The organism is Nonomuraea jabiensis (genome assembly GCF_014204795.1).
Classification (GTDB): domain Bacteria; phylum Actinomycetota; class Actinomycetes; order Streptosporangiales; family Streptosporangiaceae; genus Nonomuraea; species Nonomuraea jabiensis.
Genome location: NZ_JACHMB010000001.1, coordinates 3,941,427 through 3,957,428 on the forward strand (window position 1 = coordinate 3,941,427; position 16,002 = coordinate 3,957,428).

18 protein-coding genes, 1 tRNA gene and 2 pseudogenes are annotated in these 16,002 nt (G+C 68.8%); 9 read left to right on the top strand and 12 right to left on the bottom strand.

Annotated features, from left to right (window positions below):
* Positions 1-182 precede the first annotated feature (182 nt).
* Positions 183-416 carry an alpha/beta fold hydrolase gene (locus HD596_RS65670; protein WP_185070438.1) on the bottom strand — a complete coding sequence of 78 codons (234 nt, stop codon included), beginning with the start codon at positions 414-416 and terminating at the stop codon, positions 183-185.
* Positions 397-1,080, bottom strand: coding sequence for an alpha/beta fold hydrolase (locus HD596_RS65675; RefSeq protein ID WP_376776147.1), 684 nt, complete (start codon positions 1,078-1,080; stop codon positions 397-399). The genes HD596_RS65670 and HD596_RS65675 overlap by 20 nt, the downstream gene beginning before the upstream one ends.
* A gap of 42 nt (positions 1,081-1,122) precedes the next feature.
* Between HD596_RS65675 and HD596_RS18035 the strand changes: the two genes are divergently transcribed.
* A complete protein-coding gene (locus tag HD596_RS18035) occupies positions 1,123-1,659 on the top strand; it encodes a PadR family transcriptional regulator (RefSeq protein ID WP_185070440.1) in 537 nt (178 codons plus the stop codon).
* A 41-nt stretch (positions 1,660-1,700) separates the two neighbouring features.
* Positions 1,701-2,681 (top strand): NADPH:quinone reductase, encoded by a 981-nt coding sequence (locus tag HD596_RS18040; RefSeq protein ID WP_185070441.1) that lies wholly within the window; start codon positions 1,701-1,703, stop codon positions 2,679-2,681.
* 21 nt (positions 2,682-2,702) lie between these two features.
* On the opposite strand, the gene HD596_RS18045 is transcribed toward HD596_RS18040, so the two are convergent.
* From HD596_RS18045 to HD596_RS18055, 3 genes are all read right to left on the bottom strand, one after another.
* On the bottom strand, positions 2,703-3,155 hold the full coding sequence (locus HD596_RS18045; RefSeq protein ID WP_313044446.1) for a Tn3 family transposase: 453 nt from the start codon (positions 3,153-3,155) through the stop codon (positions 2,703-2,705).
* A 364-nt stretch (positions 3,156-3,519) separates the two neighbouring features.
* On the bottom strand, positions 3,520-3,867 hold the full coding sequence (locus HD596_RS18050) for a hypothetical protein (RefSeq protein ID WP_185070443.1): 348 nt from the start codon (positions 3,865-3,867) through the stop codon (positions 3,520-3,522).
* Positions 3,868-3,869: 2 nt separating this feature from the next.
* A complete protein-coding gene (locus HD596_RS18055; RefSeq protein WP_185070444.1) occupies positions 3,870-4,481 on the bottom strand; it encodes an SRPBCC family protein in 612 nt (203 codons plus the stop codon).
* Positions 4,482-4,596: 115 nt separating this feature from the next.
* On the opposite strand from HD596_RS18055, the gene HD596_RS18060 reads away from it, so the two are divergent.
* On the top strand, positions 4,597-5,286 hold the full coding sequence (locus tag HD596_RS18060) for a TetR/AcrR family transcriptional regulator (protein ID WP_185070445.1): 690 nt from the start codon (positions 4,597-4,599) through the stop codon (positions 5,284-5,286).
* A 36-nt stretch (positions 5,287-5,322) separates the two neighbouring features.
* On the opposite strand, the pseudogene HD596_RS18065 reads toward HD596_RS18060, so the two are convergent.
* The 3 genes and pseudogenes from HD596_RS18065 to HD596_RS18075 form a co-directional block, all read right to left on the bottom strand.
* Positions 5,323-5,798, bottom strand: a pseudogene (locus HD596_RS18065) (cytochrome P450); the annotation flags it as partial.
* Between the two features lie 78 nt (positions 5,799-5,876).
* On the bottom strand, positions 5,877-6,056 hold the full coding sequence (locus tag HD596_RS18070) for a hypothetical protein (RefSeq protein ID WP_185070446.1): 180 nt from the start codon (positions 6,054-6,056) through the stop codon (positions 5,877-5,879).
* Between the two features lie 590 nt (positions 6,057-6,646).
* On the bottom strand, positions 6,647-7,447 hold the full coding sequence (locus HD596_RS18075) for a TetR/AcrR family transcriptional regulator (RefSeq protein ID WP_185070447.1): 801 nt from the start codon (positions 7,445-7,447) through the stop codon (positions 6,647-6,649).
* Positions 7,448-7,716: 269 nt separating this feature from the next.
* Here HD596_RS18075 and HD596_RS18080 point away from each other — a divergent pair, with 269 nt between their 5' ends.
* From HD596_RS18080 to HD596_RS18105, 6 genes are all read left to right on the top strand, one after another.
* The gene (locus tag HD596_RS18080; RefSeq protein ID WP_221519383.1) at positions 7,717-8,172 is read left to right on the top strand and encodes a hypothetical protein; all 456 of its coding nucleotides are present in this window, start codon (positions 7,717-7,719) and stop codon (positions 8,170-8,172) included.
* 713 nt (positions 8,173-8,885) lie between these two features.
* Complete coding sequence (locus tag HD596_RS18085) at positions 8,886-10,040, top strand: LLM class flavin-dependent oxidoreductase (protein ID WP_185070448.1); 1,155 nt, start codon at positions 8,886-8,888, stop codon at positions 10,038-10,040.
* Positions 10,037-10,726, top strand: a complete 690-nt coding sequence (locus HD596_RS18090) for an alpha/beta fold hydrolase (RefSeq protein WP_185070449.1) — start codon at positions 10,037-10,039, stop codon at positions 10,724-10,726. The genes HD596_RS18085 and HD596_RS18090 overlap by 4 nt, the downstream gene beginning before the upstream one ends.
* 4 nt (positions 10,727-10,730) lie before the next feature.
* Complete coding sequence (locus HD596_RS64800) at positions 10,731-11,411, top strand: winged helix-turn-helix transcriptional regulator (RefSeq protein WP_185070450.1); 681 nt, start codon at positions 10,731-10,733, stop codon at positions 11,409-11,411.
* Positions 11,412-11,442: 31 nt separating this feature from the next.
* Positions 11,443-12,405, top strand: coding sequence for a 23S rRNA (guanosine(2251)-2'-O)-methyltransferase RlmB (rlmB, locus tag HD596_RS18100; RefSeq protein WP_185070451.1), 963 nt, complete (start codon positions 11,443-11,445; stop codon positions 12,403-12,405).
* 20 nt (positions 12,406-12,425) lie between these two features.
* Positions 12,426-12,498 (top strand) — tRNA-Thr (locus HD596_RS18105).
* A 472-nt stretch (positions 12,499-12,970) separates the two neighbouring features.
* Here the strand turns inward: HD596_RS18105 and HD596_RS18110 are convergent.
* The 4 genes and pseudogenes from HD596_RS18110 to HD596_RS18125 all read right to left on the bottom strand — a co-directional run bounded on the left by HD596_RS18110 (position 12,971) and on the right by HD596_RS18125 (position 15,806).
* A complete protein-coding gene (locus HD596_RS18110; protein WP_185070452.1) occupies positions 12,971-13,684 on the bottom strand; it encodes a DUF3027 domain-containing protein in 714 nt (237 codons plus the stop codon).
* A complete protein-coding gene (locus HD596_RS18115; RefSeq protein WP_185079463.1) occupies positions 13,681-13,833 on the bottom strand; it encodes a hypothetical protein in 153 nt (50 codons plus the stop codon). The genes HD596_RS18110 and HD596_RS18115 overlap by 4 nt, the downstream gene beginning before the upstream one ends.
* Positions 13,834-14,021: 188 nt before the next feature.
* Entirely contained in the window at positions 14,022-14,966 is a 945-nt protein-coding gene (locus HD596_RS18120) for an ADP-ribosylglycohydrolase family protein (protein ID WP_185070453.1), read from the bottom strand.
* A 241-nt stretch (positions 14,967-15,207) separates the two neighbouring features.
* Positions 15,208-15,806 (bottom strand): annotated as a pseudogene (locus HD596_RS18125) (DUF3885 domain-containing protein).
* Positions 15,807-16,002 lie beyond the last annotated feature (196 nt).

Below are 16,002 nucleotides of genomic sequence, written 5' to 3' on the forward strand. Positions count from 1 at the left end.
ATCTCTACGCCAAGAAGTCCAACGCATCGGGCGAGGCCATCGCTGGACCATCACCGAGGACCTCCACCAACCACGCTCCTGGGCTGCCGTGCTCAGCGCACCCGTTCTGACGTGCGGAAAGTCCTTAGCGTTGTTCTCTGAGGAAATAGTCCCCACACCCCAGGACTGTCGACTTCGGCCGGTCAGTCAGTCAAGTCGGCGGCGAAGGCGGTGATGGCGTCGGCGAGGGCGTGGGGGCCGGTGAGGAAGGCGTCGTGGGCTTCGCCGGGGATCTCGAGGAGGCGGGCGTCGGGCAAGGCCTGGTGCAGGCGGCCGGAGACGTCGGTCAGCCAGCGGGGGCTACGTTCGCCGATCACAAGGAGGGTCGGGATGTTGAGGGTGGCGAAGCGGGTGAGGTCATCGCCGAAGCTGTCCATCGCGCGCATCTCGCGAGCCCACGTCGGGGTCATGGACGCGCGGATGGCCCAGAACGGGGTCTGGCGGAACTCCTCGATGGCCTCGTCGGGGAACTTCAGGAAGTTCCGCAGCCCGAGGGTGAGGGCCTGGTCGAGGTCGCCTGCCTGGACGGCCTCCTCGAAGGGGGCGAGAGCGTCGCCGCCGACGGGGCCGCCCAGCGGGATCGGGGGCTCGTAGAGGATGAGCGCCGCCGGGGGGCTGGTGCAGGGCGTGGGCGAGGGTGACCAGTCCGCCGTAGGAGTGGCCGAGCAGGATCGCGTCAGGGCCGGCGAGCTCGAGGACGGCGGCGATGTCGTCGGCCTCCCGCTGGATGGTGTGCTCGCTGTTGTCGCCGCTGGCGCCCCGGCCGCGGCGGTCGATCGCGTAGGTGGTGAAGTGCGGGGCCAGCAGGTCGGCAAGGATCTGCCAGTCCTGGGCGGCGTTGAGGGCGCCTGCGGAGACGACCAGGGGGCGGCCCTGGCCGGTGACCGTGACGGCGATCTCTGTTCCGTCGGTGGAGGTCATGTGGGACTGGTGGGTGGTAGCGGCAGTCATGATCTTCTTCCTTGTGCGGCCGGGCGGGCGGCCCACCCGGGGCGGCCTTGCAGGCGGTACGGAGGGGCGCCTCCGAATTCGCCCAAACATCGAAACGATGTGCACATCGTTTCGATGTAGGATCCTAGAGTCATGCTCGAACTCGCAATACTCGGCTTCCTCGCCGAAGGCCCCCTGCCCGGTCACGAGCTGCGCCGCCGCATCACGCACCTGACCGGCTACAGCCGTCCGGTCAGCGACGGCACCCTCTACCCGGCGATCAACCGGCTGACGAAGGCCGGGCTGATCGAACGGCGCCCCGCACCCGAGGCGGGCGGCGGCCGGTACATGCTGAACCTGACCGCGAAAGGACGCGAGGACATGCTGCGGCGGCTGCGGGACCCGGCCGAGCATGAAATCACCGACTTCTCCCGCTGGTTCACGATCCTGGCGTTCCTCTCGCTGCTGCCCGACAGCGCCGAGCAGCACGCCGTGCTGCGCCGCCGCCTGGACTTCCTGGAGGCTCCCGCCAGCTTCTTCTACGACGGCGACACGCCGTTACGCGCCGAGCAGGTCACCGACCCTTACCGGCGCGGCATGCTGCTCACCGCCCGCGCCACCAGCCGCGCCGAGCGCGCCTGGCTCCACGAGGTCCTGGACGGCGACGGCCTCCGAGCGGCGGACGAATAGCCCCACCCTCAAAACCACACCCATGATCGGAAGGACTGAACATGCTTGCGTCCTGGTACGACCAGCAGGGCCCGGCCGCCGAAGTGCTCCAGCTCGGTGAGTTGCCCGACCCCACCCCCGGCCGCGGTGAGGTCCGTGTCCGCGTCACCGTCTCCGGCGTCAACCCCGGCGATACGAAGAAGCGTCGCGGCTGGACCGGCTCGGCCATGCCCTATCCGCGGGTGATCCCGCACAGCGACGCCGCCGGCATCATCGACGCCGTTGGCGACGGCGTCGACGCGCGCCGCGTCGGGACGCGCGTGTGGGTGTACGGCGCCCAGTCCTACCGCCCCTTCGGCACCGCCGCCCAGTACACCGTCGTCCCCGGCGACCTCGCCGTCCCACTGCCCGACCACCTGTCCGACGATCTCGGCGCGAGCCTGGGCATCCCCGGCATCACCGCGCACCGCACCGTCTTCGCCGACGGCCCCGTCGACGGCAAACTGGTGCTGGTCAACGGCGTCCTCGGCGGGGTCGGCTCACTGGCCGCCCAGCTCGCCCGCTGGGGCGGGGCCACGGTCATCGGCACCGTCCGACGCGGCACCGAGCTGGACAGGATCGATCCCGAGGTCGTCTCCCACGCCGTCGCCCTCGACTCAGGCGATCCCGCCGCCGCGATCCGCGCCCACGCACCCGGCGGCGTCGACAGGATCATCGAGGTCGCCCTGTCCGACAACGCCGACCTGGACGACGCCGTCGCCGCGAACGGCGCGGTCATCGCCGCGTACGCCACCCGCCACGACCGCACCGAGATCCCGTTCTGGACCCTGCTGTTCAACAACATCACCCTGCGCCTGCTCGGCAGCGACGACTTCCCCACCGAGGCCAAACGCCAGGCCGCCCGCGACCTCACCGCCGCGGCCGCCGTCGGCGCCCTCACCGTCGATGTCGGCGCCCGCTTCCCGCTCGCCGACATCGCCAAGGCCCACGACCGCATCGACGCCGGCGGCCGCGGCCGCGTCCTGATCGACATCCCCCAGTAAAGAAAGCCCGGCGTGACCTTCTCATCCCCCGCAATCGAGCGTGAGGGCGCTGCGGGTGGAAGCCTCCGCCGCCGGTTCGGGAGCCTGCGTGTCGGGCGCGGTGCGGGGGCCAGGCAGCGTGGCCGCTGCGCCGGCGAGATCGAGGGGGGAGTTCATATCCAGCTCGAACCGGCCGTTGGGGTTCACATGGGTCCAGAACAGCGGAGACAGGGCCCGCCGGTCGGCATCGGTGAGCCGCTTCTGCCACTTCTTCTCACTCAGGATGTCCTGGAGGAGCAGGGTGAAGACATGCACCAGCGCCGACTGGAACAGGTGCAGTGCCAGCATCGAGACCTCCTGGGACTCCTTGTCGGAGCCGGTCAGGGCGCCGTCCTTGCCGTAGAACAGGTCGTGGTGGGCGCTGTTCCAGCTCTCCACGACCCGGAGGCCGTCGTTGATCTCACGCCGCAGGCCGGCAGGAAGGCACGGGAACACACGGGCCTCGTGGGGTCGGTCAGGTCATAAGCAGGTCGCACGGTGCGCTCCCTTGTGGATGTCGTCGCGATGATGACCGAACTGTCCCCGTTCTGTGCTGGCGCTGGCCCCGGGATCAGTCGTCGCCGAGGGAAGCGGACTGAAGCACAGAATTACAGAGTTACTTTGGGGCTGGTCGCATGGACCCGAGTGGGGGCCCTTCTGGCGGTCGCTGGAAACGCTTCTTGTCGGGCCGCTTCGCCATGACCCCGTCCTCCCGCCGCGCAGAACCCGCACGGGTCTGCACGGCGCCTTCAGCATCCGCCCGCCCGCCCCGCCGTCACCGTCCGGATTCGGACAGTTTCCGCCTCGGGTGCGGGCGGCGTCAGCCGGCTGTGGCCCGCGCCGCGGTGCGTCTGCGCTGGACGTGGAACGCGAGGGCGACGGCCACGCCGGTCGCGACGAGGATCGTGGTGACGGCGGGGTTCATGTACTTGGTCAGGCTCGGCGCGTCGCTCGGCCCCAGCTGCCAGAACGCCACCGGAACGGCGTAGGCCGCGACGAGCGCCCCGCTCCACCAGCGCAGGGCGCGTAAGCGGGCATCACGCAGGGTGGCGATCAGCACCATGGCGATGGGGATGCCCGAGAGCAGGGCGAAGCCGCCGAGGACGAGGACCGGTGCGGTCCAGGCGGCGATGAGGGCGGGCAGGGAAGGGCGGGCGGTGGGCTTCATGATCACTTCCGGCCGGAACGAGCTTCGGCGGCGGACTTGAGGGCGGTCAGCCAGAGGTCGAGGCCGGGGGCGAGGTACTTGATGGAGGTCTCCGGGTCGGCCTCGATCTGGCCGCCGGTCCAGCTCTCCTCGGTACGCACCAGGACGCCGCCCTTGACCTCGGTGAAGTTCCAGACGTGCACGCCCTTGTCGATGCGCAACCCCTCGCCGACGGCCGGGCCGCTCCAGCGGATGCAGGCGCCCCGCTTGAGGTCCTTGACGGTGGAGGTGATGACCAGGGTGGTGGCGGGGGTCGCGGGTGTGGCGGGCGCCGGCGTGGTCCAGCGGAACTTCGAGCCCGTCCGCAGCGAGCCCCGGTCGAGCCGCTTGGCGCTGGTGACGGGCTCCTGCCAGGACGGCCAGCGTTCGACGTCGGTATGCAGGTTCCAGACGGTGCGCAGCGGGGCCTTGATGAGGATCTGGGTGCGGTGGTGCAGCTTGGCGCGGGGGTCGATGCCCTTGCCGCGGCAGGTCACCGAGCTCGTCCGGTCGAGGGTGCCGGCGTCGGCGGTGCCGGCACCGGCGGCGAGGAGTGCGGCGGCCAGAGGGATGGCGAGGAGGCGGACCTTCGGCATGATGTTCTCCCAAAAGTGAGTACTAGTTGTATTAGTTAGAAGCTATAACGCAGGCGAAGTGAGCGTCAATAGGAAACGTGAGAAGCTCTAACTAGCGACGAAGGAGGAGCGGCCGATGACGGACCGGGGTGGGCAGAGCCCGCGGGAGCGCTACCGGGCTCAGGTGCGCGCGGAGATCAAGCGGCACGCGTGGGAGCAGATCGCCACGGCGGGCGTCGCCGCCCTCTCGCTCAACGCGATCGCCAAGCAGGTGGGCATGAGCGGCCCCGCCTTGTACCGGTACTTCGCGAGCCGCGACGAGCTGATCACCGCGCTCATCCGTGACGCCTACCGCAGCCTCGCCGACGAGGTACGGGCGGCGGCCGACTCCGGCGCCGACCTGATCGGACTGGCCCGCGCGATCCGGGAGTGGGCGCGCAGCGACCCCCAGCGGTACTTTCTCATCTACGGCACGCCCGTCCCCGGCTACCACGCGCCCGACGACACCGTGCAGATCTCGTTCGAGGTGATGACGGTGCTGCTGGAGGTGTGCGGGGCAGCGCCGGCGAGCGGGCCGGCGACGCCGTTCGACACCCATCTGGAGATGCACCGCGACTGGGTCTTCGGGCATCCGGCGCCGGCCACGACGCTGCATCGGGCGCTGTCGTTCTGGACGCGGCTGCACGGGGTGCTGTCACTGGAGCTCGCGGGCCACTTCGCCGGCATGAAGATCGATCCCGACCTGCTGATCGCCGACGAGTTGCGGGCCCTGCTGGGGTCAGCGGGCGGCGACGGTCAGCAGGTGGCCGCTGACCCCCAGCAGTGACGGCACAGACTCCATGAACGATGTACGGTCACGCGTCCAGGTGACCGGCAGGCTCTTCACGCCGTAGATGTCCGGGGCCTCCGGGCGCAGGACGACCTCGTTGGCCGGTACGGCCAGGCGCAGCGTGGGGAAGCGGCCGAGCAGCGCGGGGAACGTGACCCGCAGCTCGACGCGGGCCAGCTGCTGGCCGAGGCACTGGTGGCTGCCGTGGCTGAAGGCCAGGTGCCCGCGTTCCTGCCGGCGCAGGTCGAGGACGTGGAGGTCGGTGAAGCGCTCGGGGTCGCGGTTGGCGATGTTGAGGGAGAGCAGGACGGTCGTACCGGCCTCGATGGTGTGGCCGCCCAGCTCGACGTCCTCCACCGAGACCGCTGGAACTCCTTGGCGACGCTCAGGCAGCACAGCAGCTCCTCCACGGCTCCTTCGGCGAGGCCGGGGTCGGCGCGCAGGGCGTTCAGCTGCTCGGGGTTCTGGAGCAGGGCGAAGGTGCCGAGGGCCGCCCTGCTCGCCGAGGTCGTACTGGACTTCGTCGACCATGAGGGCGTGTGCGTCGGAGGAGCCCACCGTCAGCACCTGGCCGGCGTGCCGCAGCGTCATCCCGGCCATCGGCGCGTCCGGGGTGACGCTGCGGCAATGGCCGACAGTTCGCCCAGCGCGCGTTCGACGTCGCTGGTGGCCAGCAGGATCTCGGTCAGCTCCACCAGATCGAGGGCCGTCACCTGGCCGCCGTGGAGATCGCCGTCATGGGGGTTGTCATGGCCGGGCCCAGGCATCAGGCAGCACCTTCGTCGTCAGGAAAGGATCGTGTGGCCGGCACCGCAGTTCGCGCCCGGCGCCCTACCGGCGGGCCGCCCACCCATGGCGGGTCAGCCCTCGTAGCACGCCGGCTTCCTGACGCTGCGCTGCCGCACAGAACGAAGAGCTGCCGAGCTGCCGCACACGGGCTCCCCGCGCCATGCCTCCTCAACATTGTCACGCTCCCGCGCGCCGGCCGGAAGATGCCGTGCCTCGTTCCCTCCACCGGCATCTCCCCGACCGCACGAAGCTGGACCAGCAGGATCACGCCCCCGGAGGGCGCCCGCGGGCGGGTGGGCCCTGCGGCATCTGAGGGTCTTGGCATCACCGACGGACCGGGAAGTGTAGGTCCAGGTGGTTGTTGCTCTGGCAGCAACGACCGTTGGGGCTCATGCACGTTTCTTACCGGCCCGTGAACAGGTCGTGCTGTTCCCTACGGTAGGTGGTGGTTCGAAGATCGCCAGGTTGTGTGGTGATCGCCGTCGCGCCATGACCTGACCGGTGCGTCGGCGCACTCCGGTCCCGTGCGACGGCCAGGTCGCAACCAGCCGATGGAGCGGCACGCTGATCAGACAGCTCCGTGATGTCTTCGCGACGACGCGTGGGAAACCGGCGCGTTCGGATCGGAGGCCGGCCGGGCGGGTACGCGGCGGTGTGCGTCGGCGAGCAGGGTGTGCATGGCGCCGCGGAAGATCTCCGCCTGGAGCGGGCCGATGAAGGCGGTGTGCCCGAACACCTCCAGGACCACGAGGCCGTGCAGGTGTCCCCAGGCGCTGACGAACAGGGCGGCGGCCTGCGGCGGGAGCCCGCCGACCGCTTCGGGCGGGAGTTGTGCGAGGTGTTCGCGTAGTGCGGGGCTCAGTGGCGGTACGTCGACGCGGGCCAGTTGCTCGCGGGTGAACGTGCCGAACAGCGTTTCGAACAGGAGGGCCGCCAGTCTGCGGGGGCCGGCGGTCGTACGGCCGTCGGCGGGTGCCTCGTAGTGCAGCAGTGGTGTCCCGTAGATGAGCTGGAACCGGGCGGGGTTGTCGATGCCCCAGCGCCGGAAGGCTTCCGCGCCGGCGATGAACCTTGGTGGGTCGTCCTGCCGCGGCGCGCTCTCGAGCGCCGACTGCACGGCGTCGGCGAGGTCGTGGTACGCCTCGGCGATCAGCGCCGTGATCAGCTCGTCGCGGCTGGGGAAGTAGTGGTAGAGCGCCTGCACCGTCATCCCGAGGCTGCGGGCGATCGATCGCAGGGACAGGCCGGCGGGGCCGTGCAGCGCGATCTGTTCCTGGGCCGCGTCGAGGATCTCGCGGGTGGCGGCGGCCCGCCGGCGCAGGCGGAGCGGTGTCGGGCCGGCGTCAGGCGGGGTGGGGGCGTCCGTCATGCGGACACCGTACTGGCTGCCTGACAGTGTCAGGTAAATCTGGCACTGCCAAATCCGGGCCTACGTCCTTTAGCGTCGTGTCCCGGCCGCCACCGGCTTGTGTCGCGGCCCATGACCGAGCACCGAGACCACTCGTCATCCAAGGAGAAAATCCGTGCTTCTCAGCGTCGTCAAATTCACCGTCCAGGTCGAGCAGGACGGCTGGGGCCCGATGCCGGGTACCGCCCCGCAGCAGTGAGCAAGCCCCCTCTCTCACCGAAGGAGTCCTCATGACCACCAAGCCGACGTCTTCCCCCGTCGCCGGCCGTCCGTCCGCTGTGGCGGATCGCATCGGGCGCACCCTGATGGCCGTCGACGCGGTCGCGACGCTCGTCGCGCTCGTGAACGGGATCCTCATCATGAACAGCGTCGCCGACGACCGCGTCATCACCGAGGCCTGGCGGACGCTGGCCTATGTCGTCTTCGCGGGAATCTGGGCGATACTCGCCGTCGCGCCGCGCCGGCAGTGGGGCCTGTGGGAACTGCTGCTCTTCCACAAGGGCGCGATCACCGTCTACTGCTTCGTCATGTGGGACAAGCCCGACGCGGTGCAGACCGCGTTCATCGACCTGTCCCTCGTGGTGACGACCGCGGTGGCGTACGTGCTGTGCCGCGGCTGGATCAGCTGGCGGAGCGGCGCCCCCGAGCCGGTCGGCGGCCGGCGGCCCGCGGCCTCGGCCGGGTGAGGTGTACCGATCGCGTCGCCGGTGCGGGCACGAGGCGCACGCCGACGTGAACGCGGCGACCAACATCTTGAGGGCAGGGCTTGCCCTTCGTGAGGCTGCGCAAGCGGCTTAGCGAGAAGCCGCTCCTTTCAGGGAGCGGAGGAGTCACCTCTGCGAGGTCGTGTCTCCCCTTGGAAACCGATATCTCCGCAAGAACTTCAACGTGAGGACCTCAAACCGCGCCGGCGACCAGGAGATGCCCGCGGATCGCGTCCAGAAGCGCCGACGCTGTCACGGCGTGCGGTGCGTCTGGCCTCTGGCCGCGTGTGCCTGCACCGCATGAAACAGCCCGTCAGGACCACCCAGCTCTCCACTTCCCGAATTGAACTTACAGCTTCAAAAACAGGAAGTACATGGTTAATATTGCGGTACTCCGACCGACCTACCCGAAGCGAGGTGACGTCCTGAACCACACCGTGTAGACGAGCCAAGGCGGCCAGCACGGTCCGTCGGCGGCATGCGGGGAGGGACCTCTGGGGTGCTGCGGCCAAGCCGCTGACATCTCCCGAGCCAGGTCCCAGCAACCCTGCTCTGCCGCTATCCCATGTGTGCCAGCTGGGACCCCACCGCCCTCCTCCCCTGCACATTTCAATCACCTCGACCACTCACAAGACCTCCCAACCACCACCATCTGAACGACGCCCCGACCCCACCCACCACCCGAAGGCGATGCCATGAGACCGAAAATCGGCTACTTACTCCCGACACGCGACTGGACAGTGCTCGGCAACCAGGACCTGTCCGCGCTCATTGAGCAGGCAAGGCTGGCCGAGCAGTTGGGGTTCGACTCAGTGTGGGCGGGGGACAGTCCGGTGACGCGGCCCAGGGCCGACGCGCTGATGATGCTCGCCGCAGTCGCCGCCACCACGAACCGCATCACGCTCGGCACCGCCGTACTGCTCCCCGCCCTCCGCCACCCGCTCCTCCTCGCCCACCAACTGGCGACCCTCGACGGCATCGCGGACGGACGGCTGATCGTCGGCATGGGCGGGGGGTTCGCCCACCCGAACACCGAGGCCCAGTTCGAGGCGCTCGGAGTCGGCTTCAAGCGCCGGATCAGCCGCATGGAGGAGTCGGTCGACATCATGCGGCGCCTGTGGACCGGCGAAACGGTCTCTCACCAGGGCGAGCATTTCGCGTTCCATGATGTGACGCTCTACCCCAAACCCGTACAGGCCGGTGGCCCGCCGATATGGCTGCCGGGCAGCGGTGAGCGGGCGCTGCGGCGGGCGGCCCGCTTGGCCGACGGCTGGCTGCCGTACCCGCCGACGCAGAAGGCCTACGCGGAGGACCTGAACGTGCTGATGTCAGCAAACATGTCCCAGGCCTCATCAACAGCCAGTACCTCCGAAACCTCATCAACAGCCAGTACCGCCGAGGCGTGGTCGTCAGCCCGTGCCTCCGAGGTCTCGTCAACGGCCAGAACCCCCGAAGCCTGGTCTCCGGCCGGTACCGCCGAGGCCTCGTCGCCGGCCGGCAACCCCGAAGGGCCGCCCATGAACGGCACATGCGAGCACGGATCGCCCAGAGCCTCGGCGCCCCGCCCCTTCACCCCGGCCCTGTACGCCACCATCTGCCTGGACGACGACCCCGAACGCGCCCGTCACCGCCTCCGTACCAGCATCGAGCGCTACTACAACGCGCCGCTCGAGTTCGTCGAGAGCATCCAGGCCATGTTCGCCGGCACTCCGGAAGAGGCCGCGAACTGGCTCAACGGTTACATCGAGGAAGGCGCCCGACATGTGGTGATCAGGCTGGCCGTTGACGATCATCGGGCGGCCATGGAGGAGTTCGCCGCGCAGGTACTGCCCAGGATGGGGGAGATATGACCACGTTCGTCCTGGTGTCGGGCGCCTGGCACGGGCCATGGGCCTGGGACCGCGTCGTACCTCTCCTGGAACGATCCGGCGCCCGCACCATCACCCCGGACCTGACCCACACCCCCGGCACCGGCCTGCATGACCACGTCGAACAGGTGCTCGCCGCTCTGGACACCGCGCCCGACGACCGCACCGTGCTCGTCGGACACAGCTACGCGGGCCTGGTGGTACGCCAGGCGGCCGATCTCCGGCCGGAACGCGTACACCATGTCGTGCTCGTGGACGGCTGGGTAGGCCCGAACGGCGCCGGCATGTTCACCCTCGCCCCCGACGCCTTCGTACAGGTCATCCGCGCCTCCGCTGACGGCGGGCTGATCCCCGCCCCCGCGCCGGAACGCTTCGGCACCACCGACCCCGACGACGCGGCCTGGCTCCGGGAGAGGCTGCGCCCGCAGCCGCTGCGTACGTTCACGGACACGACGCGCCTCAGCGGAGCGGTCGACCGGATCCCCGGGACCGGCATCTTCTGCCGCCCCCAGACCTTCCCGTTCGAACGGTTCGCAGAGTCGGTCGGCTACCGGACGATCCCGATCGACGGCCCGCACAACGTGATGCTCGAACATCCGGAACCACTCACCCGACTACTCCTCGACGTAGTCGAGGGTTCGAAAACGGGAAGCCCGAGATTAAGCTGATGAAGTGGATCGGACGTACAACCAGTTCTGCGCCACAGCGCGGACGCTCGACCTCGTAGGGGAGCGCTGGACGCTGCTCATCGTGCGTGACCTCCTGACCGGCCCCAAGCGCTTCTCCGACTTCCAGAACAGCCTCCGCGGGCTCGGCACGGGCCTGCTGGCCGCGCGTCTGAAACATCTCGAACGCGAAGGACTGGTACGGAAGGTCACGCTCCCGGCCCCCGCCCGCACACCCGCGTACATGCTCACGGAGGCCGGCGCCGAACTCGCCCCCGCCGTGCTTGCCCTGGCGCGCTGGGGCATGAAATGGGCCATGGGCGAACGCCGGGAGGGCGAGGCGTTCCACGGCGGATGGGCGGTTCTGGGGCTGAGGGCCTGCTTCGACGCGGAGGCGGCGCACGGGTTGCGGGCGATGTACGAGTTCCGGGTGGGGGACGAGGTCTTCCACGCCCTGGTCCAGGACGGGACGATCGACACCCAGCACGGTCCGGCGCAACGTCCCGACGCCGTCATCGAGACCGACGACGAGGTGCTGGTGGACATGGCGGCCGGGCGTACGACGTTCGCGGAGGCGGTCAAGGAGCGTCGCGCCGAGGCGTCCGGTGACCCGGCGGCGCTGGGCGCTCTGTACGGAATCTTCCGTATCCCGGCCCCGGAGGAACGCGCCATTCCCGGCGTGGGCTAAGGCGCCCGGCGGCCCGAGTACCCTTGTTTGCATGGCAGCAGGCGGTAGGGCTTCGGGCAGGCCCGCAAAGAAGAAGGGCCCGTCCAAAGGCGCCGGAGGGCAGGGCCGCCGGTCGCTTGAGGGCAAGGGCGCGACCCCGCCTGCCGAAATGCGGCATTGGTACAAGGAAAAGGCTCGCACCGAGCGCATCGCCCGCGAGGAACGCGGCGGCGTCCGGCGTCCCGCTCCGGTGCGGCAGCGGCGCTCCGAGGACGCGCCCGAGTACATCGGCGGCCGCAACCCCGTACTCGAGGCCCTCCAGGCGGGCGTCCCGTCCAGCGCCCTCTACGTTGCCCAGCGCATCGACAACGACGACCGCGTACGCGACTCCATCAGGATCGCGGCCGAGCGCGGGATCGCCCTGCTCGAAGTCTCCCGCGACAAGCTCGACCGCCTGACGGAGGGCGCCGTCCACCAGGGCGTCGCGCTCCAGATCCCGGCGTACGACTATGCGCACCCGTCCGACCTCGTGGAGATCGCGCAGGACGCCGCCGAGATCCCGCTGATCGTGGCCCTCGACTCGGTCACCGACCCGCGCAACCTCGGCGCCATCGCCCGCTCCGCCACCGCCTTCGGCGCCCACGGCCTCCTCATCCCCTCCCGCCGCTCGGCCGGGGTCACGGGCGGGGCCTGGAAGACCTCCGCGGGCACCCTCGCCACCATGCGCGTGGCCCGCGCGGCCAACTTGACGGCGGCACTGCGGGAGTACCGCGAAGCGGGCCTGTTCGTCATCGGCCTCGACGGCGCCGGCGAAACCGACATCGGCGACGTCGACCTGCTCACCGAGCCGCTGGTGGTGGTCGTGGGCTCGGAGGGCAAGGGCCTTTCGCGGCTGGTCCGGGAGCACTGCGACGTGGTGACCCGGATCCCGATACAGGCGGCCGCGGAGTCGCTCAACGCGGGAGTGGCGGCCGGAGTGGCGCTGTACGAAGTCGCTCGTCACAGGCGCCTCTAGCGTCTACACTGGTAGGCCGCGCCGACGTAGCTCAATCGGCAGAGCATCTGTCTTGTAAACAGAAGGTCAGGGGTTCGATTCCCCTCGTCGGCTCTGCAAGATGAAGCCCCTGAACTGGTCCTTCCGGTTCAGGGGCTTCCTGTTTGTCAGGACAATGTCGCATCGGGCGTGCTGTCTGAGTCAGCTGCGGAAGGAAGCATGCTTCGGTGGGGGGCGCTCCGGCTCCGGGATGATTGCCGCGCGTCACGTCGGGCTCATAGGCGGCTAGGGCGTAAGTTTGATCACTCCGGCTGCCAGCGATCCGGGACAAACCAAGCGGATCTGGGCGACGGGGTCAATGTCGTTCGTCTGGTGGAGCACTTCACCTCGACCTCGTGACCAGGCCCGCTCCCCTCGCGGGCGAGGGCGATAGCGGACGGGATGATCAGCCAGAGATGTCCGCGCCGAGCGCTCTCGTCGCGTGCTGACGCCCAGGCAGGACACCACGAAGGAGTCGATAGTCGGAGTCGGTGCTCTTGACGATGCCGAGGAGCAGGTAGTCGTACAAGTGCTGGGCGATTCGTCCTCAGGTGACGGGCGGAGCGTCGGGGTCGCGCATCGCCCTCTTACGCTCTGTGGCCAGGCGCCTGACGCGTTTCGTGCGCCCCGCGCGGGCGAGGGTTTCGAGCGTCGCCGGATCGGAGGTGGTCGCCGCGAGCCTGAGCTGCAACCACTCCGACCACTCGCCGGGTTGACCGGCCGGCCCGCCCGTCAGGAGTTCGAGATCTTTCGCGCGGGCCTCGGCTCGCTCCCGATCCTGTCCGGCAGGAGCCAGATCGATCCACTCTCGCCGCTCGTCTGCGGTCACCGCCTCCAGCGCGCGCAGGATCACGGCCAGTGCCAGCTCCCGGTCAGGCTCTTCGGTCAGCGCGTCGCGCAGCAGCAACAAGCCACGCTCGTCCCTGTTGTCCAGCGCGTCGAGGTACAGCCTCCACCGTCGATACGTCTCGTGGTCCTCCGGAACAGACCAAGTTCCCGACTCCTGGAAGGCGTCACACCCGTCATGCTCGAAACGGATCCGGCCGTCGAAGGGGGACGCCGCATTCGCGCACGCACCGTAATCGTTGCCCAGCGCGCCGGCCAGCGGGAACCAGAATCGGCAGGCACCGCACTGCTCGGAGTACCACTCTTCTCGATAATGGGGATCCTCGGTACGCCGATGACGCTCCGCAAGCCACCGTTCATGAATTGCGGAGCGCTCGGCCTCGCTATATCCAGCATGGTCGGGATTATCTGTCATTTGCCAGTGATGATCCTCAGGATCGCAGCGAAGCTCTTGATCTTCGAGTTTATCTGGATCGCGTTCCTCCAGAACTCGTACAGTCCTCCCTTGGAGATGGCACCACGAGCCTTGTCCTTGGTCACGCCGGCGAACTCAGTCACTGACATGAGGACATGGTCCCGCACACCGGATCGATCTTGGAAGCTCCCAATGGGCTGGTGACAACGTCCCCGCCCCCGGGCTCACTGCGGCCACCATCCACACGTTCCTGAGTACGGCCTCGATCAGCCGAGCAGGGTGATCGGTCCGGCTGAGAAGCCCAAGGTTGTGGCCCTCTGGCAGCCAGGCCCCTGCGTCAGTCTGAATTCGGATGCTCCACGAGGTCCCGAGCGAGGTCGATCAGGTGAGGCAGACGCAGGGTTCTGCCGCCGCTTCCAGGTAGTGGAACGTGCAAGGGTTCGGTCCAGTCGGTTGGAACCGCTGCCGGTCCGTACACGGCTCCGGCCAGTCCGCCGGTGACCGCGGCGACGGTGTCGGTGTCGCCGCCCAGATCGATCGCGGCGCGGATGGCGTCCTCATAGCTGCGGGTGGAGCGCAGTGCCCATACGGCTGAGCCGAGGCAGGGCCAGATGGCGCCGTTGAACTCGGTGGCCTGGTCGGGATGCCAACTGGGGTCGAGGATGGCGGCGTAGCGTTGACGATGGTCGGGGTGGACAGCGGTAAGGGCCTGGGAGAGCTGGTCCAAGGGGTCCGCACCGTACAGGGCGACACGTATCAGGTCGTGAAAGATCGCGGTGCCTTCCCATGCCGCCGGGTCGCCGTGGGTGAGGGCCGCGATGTGCCGAGCGGCGTCCATGGTGGCCTGCCGTCCGGCGCGGGCGAAGTACACCGCCGACGGGGTGGCCCGCATCAGCGCGCCGTTACCCGCGGCTCGGTGGCTGCTCCGGTAGTGGGCGGCGGCGGCCTGATCCCAGGGCAGGCCGCGGGTCAGTACGTCTTCAGTCTGCAGCCCGATGTCCTTCGGCTGATCGGCCGCCCATCGCTGGAAGCGGGCGAAGATATCCGGCAGGTCCAAACCGCCCCGTTCCAGCAGCGACTCGGCTACGTGAACAGCCATCTGCGTATCGTCGGTGGCCTCGCCGGCGTCCCAGCCGCCGCCTCCAACCATCTCGCCGCCGGCACCCGGTACCGGGAAGCGGGAGGAGAACGCGCCCGCCGGACCGAACTCGAAGGGAGCACCCAGCGCGTCGCCCACAGCAGAGCCGACGACCGCCCCAACGGCACGCTGCACAAGATTCACACCAGCAGGCTACTTAGCTCTTGCAGCGCCGACCGTCTAGTGCTTCGCGGCCGGGATGTCTGAGCTGATGGAAGGAGACGGCGGGACCTTGGGGCACGACGGGCAGGTTTCCGAAGCAGAGCGCTGTGTACAGCAGCGGAATACAGCGACGTCGCCTGACCCGATCACGTGTCGTCGGCCCGCATCTACCGCTTGACCAGGCTCACCCGTTTGCAAGTAGGAAGTCGGGTAACGGGCGGGATCAGAGTCCGAGCGGGTGTTTAGAGAGCCAGCTGGCATGACTGTTCTTCAGGGCGTCTCGTTCTTGCGGGCTGGCCAGGATGACGTCGGCGCCGCCGTCGTAGGGGAGGTAGAGGCGTCGCAGGTCGGTGTCCATGATGATGACGCCGGCGCACTCGTCATCAGCGACTGCCCGCAGCAGGGGTCCAGGATTCGTGGCTTCCAGCGCTGCTCGCTGATGTGTAGGTGCATGGTTCCGCCGGGATCGGCGTCATCGTCTTCGCGGAGCCTTGTCCATGGGCGTGAGCCGGGATTGAGGGCGTGCGGATCGGTGGGGGACCATACCTCGATGCCTTCGTCGGAGACGAAGCTCCTGGTCACGATGTAGACGGGGTGGCCGGCGAACAGTTCGGTGAGCACGGTGTTGTAGCGGTCGAGCAGGATCTGGTACTCGGCGGCGGTGTCGGCGTACCGCTTGGATTCCGGCAGGCTGTGAAAGCGCACCCAAAGGTCCCGATCGAAGTGAAGCTGGTGAGCGATTGGGGGACTGTCCGACCAGCGCGACCGCCATAATGCCGACAGCTCGGGTAAGTCAGGGCTCGGGAGTTCTCGGAAAGGCACTCGCCCAGGGTAAAGGCTGATGACCTCGCGACACGATCTTGCTAACGCTGGTGCAACAGCTGTTCCGGACGATCACGGGTGGTTGTGGACGGCAGGTCCTCCGATGCGGGGCGCGACCTGGAACCTAAGCGGGAGGGGCCTTTTTATCTCTGTACAGCAGTGCGGTACGGCAACGAGGCCACGGGCGTCCTCGGCT